The organism is Inquilinus sp. OTU3971, assembly GCF_038440215.1.
This window is the reverse complement of the sequence record NZ_JASATH010000327.1, coordinates 1-4,804: the sequence shown is the minus strand read 5'-3', so window position 1 is coordinate 4,804 and position 4,804 is coordinate 1. Positions and strand designations below refer to the sequence as shown.

5 protein-coding genes are annotated in these 4,804 nt (G+C 71.5%); 4 read left to right on the top strand and 1 reads right to left on the bottom strand.

The annotated features are described in order from the left end of the window. Positions 1–265: 265 nt before the first annotated feature. Positions 266–1,096, bottom strand: coding sequence for a 3-keto-5-aminohexanoate cleavage protein (locus tag AAHM41_RS38935; protein WP_342242010.1), 831 nt, complete (start codon positions 1,094–1,096; stop codon positions 266–268). Between the two features lie 84 nt (positions 1,097–1,180). On the opposite strand from AAHM41_RS38935, the gene AAHM41_RS38930 reads away from it, so the two are divergent. The 4 genes from AAHM41_RS38930 to AAHM41_RS38915 all read left to right on the top strand — a co-directional run. Continuing rightward, positions 1,181–2,068 carry a MurR/RpiR family transcriptional regulator gene (locus tag AAHM41_RS38930; RefSeq protein WP_342242009.1) on the top strand — a complete coding sequence of 296 codons (888 nt, stop codon included), beginning with the start codon at positions 1,181–1,183 and terminating at the stop codon, positions 2,066–2,068. After that, positions 2,065–3,405, top strand: coding sequence for an aspartate aminotransferase family protein (locus AAHM41_RS38925; RefSeq protein WP_342242008.1), 1,341 nt, complete (start codon positions 2,065–2,067; stop codon positions 3,403–3,405). The genes AAHM41_RS38930 and AAHM41_RS38925 overlap by 4 nt, the downstream gene beginning before the upstream one ends. A 61-nt stretch (positions 3,406–3,466) precedes the next feature. Further along, positions 3,467–4,444 (top strand): TAXI family TRAP transporter solute-binding subunit, encoded by a 978-nt coding sequence (locus tag AAHM41_RS38920; RefSeq protein WP_342242007.1) that lies wholly within the window; start codon positions 3,467–3,469, stop codon positions 4,442–4,444. A gap of 70 nt (positions 4,445–4,514) precedes the next feature. After that, on the top strand, positions 4,515–4,804 hold a 290-nt coding region (locus AAHM41_RS38915; protein WP_342242006.1), incomplete at its 3' end, for a hypothetical protein.

The window sequence follows — 4,804 nt, the reverse complement described above, 5'->3', positions numbered from 1 at the left end:
GGGGGGGGGGGGGGGGCAGGGGGAGGGGTCTGCGCGCGTCCGCGCGCGAATGGGCAAAGGCCTCGACGCTGACGGATAGACCCAGGGTCCAGGCCAGTTCGAGCCGAGAAAACCCCCTCCCCCTACCCCCCTCCCGCAAGGGGAGGGGGGACTCATGTTGCTTTCGACCGACGTCGCCTCAAGCCTCCGAGAAGATCCCGGGGACATTCTGAAAAGGTCTCGCTTGCGGGAGAGGCAACGCAGAGAAGCTCAGTATTCTGGGAGCCTATTCGGCCCACGCCGCCCGCAAGGCGGCAGCGTCGGCGAGACGGCCGCCGCTGGCGATCAGCGGCTCCGCAACCGCGCGGACGAGGTCGGCATTGCTGCCGGCCACCTGTCCATCCGGCAGGTGCAGGTTGTTCTCGAAGCCGATTCGGACGTCGCCGCCCAGCAGCGCTGCGGCCAGGGCGCAGGCGGCCTCGTGCCGGCCGAAAGCGCAGACCATCCAGGACCGCAAGCGGGGCGACTCAGGAGCCAGGAACGGCAGCAGGTCCGCCGGCAGCGAGGTCTGGCCGGCGACGTAGCGGCCGAGGACGTAAAGCACCGGGATCTCGTCCCAGGGGATCAGGCCGCGCTGCCGCATCTCCGCCAGCCGCAGCGCCTCCTCCGGCGCGTAGAGGATGATCTGCGGCATCACCCGCTCCCGCTTCAGCCATGACAGGAATTCGGCGAAGGCGGGCTCGGCGGTGGGGTCGGGGGTGAGCTCACGCAAGGCCAGAGACACCGCCTCCGGCCGCACCGCGCGGACCACCGCCATCTGCTCGTCCGGGCGATAGCGGCCGAGCGACTCACTGGTGATCTGCAGCACCAGATCCTCGCCGACAGCGGCGCGGATCGCCGCGGTCGCCGCGCGATAGGCGTCAGCGTCGAGCAGATGCACCCCATCCCGGTCGCGGATATGGGCGTGGATCATCGCCGCGCCGGCGTCCCGGCATTCCGCGGCGACCCGCGCCAGCTCGGCCGCGGACAGCGGCAGCGCCGGATGGTCCGCCTTGGTCCGCCGCCCGCCATTCGGCGCCACCGCGATCGCAACCGGCCTGCGCTCCGGATCCGTCATGTCAGCCCCCCGATCCAATCGGATCATGTCTGGCAATATTGAAACACTCGTTGCACATGGTGCAACGCCTGCTATCGTCGATGCATGGATCAAGGCCCCCTCGCCGAGCGCATCGTCGACAGCTTCGAGGCCATGCCGGCGCAGCTGCAGGCCGCGGCCCGCTATGTGCTGGACCGGCCGCGCGACGTCGCCCTGCTTTCGATGCGGGAGCAGGCGCGCCAGGCCGGGGTGCCGCCGGCGACGATGACCCGGCTGGCGAAGCGCCTGGGCCTCGACGGCTATGATTCGATCCGGGCGCTGTATGCCGAGGCGGTGCGGTCGGGCGATCTGGGCTTCGCCGGCCGCGCCGACGCCCAGCTGGCCAGCCAGACGCTGAAGGGCGACCGCGCGCTGGCGGCGGAGATCGCCACCACCATTGCCGGCCACGTCGCCCGGCTGGCCGAGCCGGCGGCGCTGGACCGCCTCGCCGGCGCCGCCGCGCACCTGGCCGCGGCCGGCCGGATCTACTGCCTGGGCCTGCGCGCCGGCCACCCGATCGCCTGGCATCTGCACTATGTCCTGTCGCTGCTGGGCGAGCGCACCGTGCTGCTCGACGCCGCCGGCGCCACCGGCACCGACGCGATCCGCGCGGCGACGCCGGAGGATGTGCTGCTGGCGGTCAGCGTGTCGCCCTACACCCGGGCCACGGTGGAGACCGCGCGCTACGCCGCGGCGCAGGGTGTCGCGGTGGTGGCCGTCACCGACAGCAAGGTGTCGCCGCTGGCCCAGCTGGCGGCGGAGACGGTCCTGGTCGCGACCGACAGCCCGTCCTTCTTCCACAGCCTGGCGTCAGGCTTCGCCGTCGCCGAGATCCTGGCGGCGCTGGTCGCCGGCCGCGGCGCCGACGCCCCGGCCGCCCTGCGCCGCACCGAGGCGCAGCTGGCCGCCTTCGACACCCATCTCCGCCCCTGGTCCGCCAAGGCACAGCCATGACCCGTATCCTGCACCGCCAGATCCATGCCGAGTTCCCAACCGCCGTCGCCGGCCGGGGCATCGAGGTCGTCGATTCCGAGGGCCGGTGCTACATCGACGCGTCGGGCGGCGCCGCCGTGTCCTGCCTCGGCCATGGCCATCCGGAGGTGATCGCCGCGCTGCACGCGCAGCTGGACCGGATGCCCTATGCCCACACCAGCTTCTTCACCAGCGAGGTGGCCGAGCGCTTGGCCGACCGGCTGGTCGAGGACGCGCCGGCGGGGCTGAGCCATGTCTATTTCACCAGCGGCGGGTCGGAGTCGGTCGAGGCGGCGCTGAAGATGGCGCGGCAGTATTTCGTCGAGGCCGGCCAGCCGCAGCGCCGCCACGTCATCGCCCGGCGCCAGAGCTATCACGGCAACACGCTGGGCGCCCTGGCCACCGGCGGCAACGAGTGGCGGCGGGCGCCGTTCCGGCCGCTGCTGATCGAGACCCACCACATCGACCCCTGCTTCGCCTACCGCCTGCAGGAGCCGGGCGAGAGCGACGAGGACTATGCCGCCCGCGCCGCCCAGGCGCTGGAGGACAAGATCCTGGAGCTGGGACCGGAGACCGTGGCCGCCTTCGTCGCCGAGACGGTGGTCGGCGCCACCATGGGCGCGGTGCCGCCGGTCGCCGATTACTTCAAGCGCATCCGCGCGATCTGCGACCGCCACGGCGTGCTGCTGATCCTGGACGAGGTGATGTGCGGCATGGGCCGCACCGGCACGCTGCACGCCTGCACGCAGGAGGGCATCGTTCCCGACCTGATGACCATCGCCAAGGGGCTGGGCGGCGGCTATCAGCCGATCGGCGCGGTGCTGCTGTCGCGCCGCCTGTTCGACGCCTTTTCCCGGGGCACCGGCTTCTTCCAGCATGGCCACACCTATACCGGCCATCCGATGGCCTGCGCCGCCGGGCTGGCGGTGCAGGAGGTGATCCGCGGCGAGCGCCTGCTGGACAACGTCACCGCCATGGGTGAGCGCCTGGCCCGCCGCCTGGGTGACCGCTTCGGCAACCACCCGCAGGTCGGCGACATCCGCGGCCGCGGGCTGTTCCTGGGCATCGAGCTGGTCGCCGACCGCGCCACCAAGGCGCCGTTCGACCCGGCGCTGAAGCTGAACGCGCGGGTCAAGCGCGAGGCCATGGCGCGCGGGCTGATGGTCTATCCGATGGGCGGCACGGTCGACGGGGTCGCGGGCGACCATGTGCTGCTGGCGCCGCCCTTCATCGTCGACGGGGCGGCGGTCGAGGCCATCGTCGAGCGCCTCGGCGACGCTGTCGATGCGGCCATTACTAGCCTACCCAAAGCGGCTTGAGAGACACCGGCCGACCCTCCGCCAGAGAGGGAAAGCACACGATCAGAAGGGGAGAGAGATCATGAGGCTTCAGGTCACCGCATCGCTGCTCGCCGCCGTCACCGCGGCGGCCCTGGCGCTGGGCGCCGGCCCGGCCGCGGCGCAGCAGCGCTTCGTCACCATCGGCACCGGCGGGGTCACCGGCGTCTACTACGCCGCCGGCGGGGCGATCTGCCGGCTGCTGAACAAGGACCGCAAGACCCACGGCATCCGCTGCTCGGTCGAGTCCACCGGCGGGTCGGCCTTCAACGTCAACACCATCCGGGCCGGCGAGCTGGATTTCGGCATGGCCCAGTCGGACGTGCAGTTCAACGCGCTGAACGGCGCCGGGGCGTTCAAGGAGTCGGGCGCGTTCCCGGAGCTGCGGGCGGTGTTCTCGGTCCATCCCGAGCCCTTCACCGTGCTGGTCCGCAAGGAGGCCGGCGTCGCCGCTTTCACCGACCTGAAAGGCAAGCGCTTCAACGTCGGCAATCCCGGCTCCGGCACCCGCGCCTCGCTGGAGGAGCTGCTGACGGCGCTGGGCTGGACCCTGGCCGATTTCTCGCTGGCCTCGGAGCTGAAGGCCGACGAGCACGGGCCGGCCCTGTGCGACGACAAGATCGACGGCTTCTTCTACGGCGTCGGCCATCCCTCGGCGAACATCCAGGACCCGACCACCACCTGCGGCGCCAAGCTGGTGCCGATCACCGGCGCCGCGATCGACAAGCTGCTGGCGGACAAGCCCTACTACGCCCGCGCCACCATCCCGGGCGGCCTCTACAACGGCAACCCGGACCCGACCAAGACCTATGGCGTGACGGCGACACTGGTGACCTCGGCCGGCACCGACGAGGAGGCGGTCTACCAGCTGGTCCGCGCGGTGTTCGAGAATTTCGACGAGTTCAAGGGCCTGCATCCGGCCTTCGCCCATCTCGACCCGAAGCAGATGGTCAAGGCCGGCCTCTCCGCCCCGCTGCACCCGGGCGCGGAGCGGTACTACAAGGAAAAAGGCTGGCTGTAGTCCATGCTGGGGCGGCTGCACGCCGCCCCCGCTAACAGCCTGAAGCCATCATAGACAGGGAGAGGCGGTCATGACCGACACGCCGGGGCTGCAGCCGAGCGCGGAGCTGGAGCAGCTGGTCGCCGAAGCCGACACGGGCGGGCGAAAGCCGGCCGGCGCCGCGTCGACGCTGCTGGCCGCCGTCGCCATTGCCTGGTCGCTGTTCCAGCTGTGGTACGCCTCTCCCCTGCCCTTCCGGCTCGGCTTCGGCGTGTTCAACGACACCGAGGCGCGGGCGATCCATCTCGGCTTCGCCCTGTTCCTGGCCTTCACCGCCTATCCCGCCTTCGCGCCGGGGGGGGGCGGGCGGGGGGCGGGGGG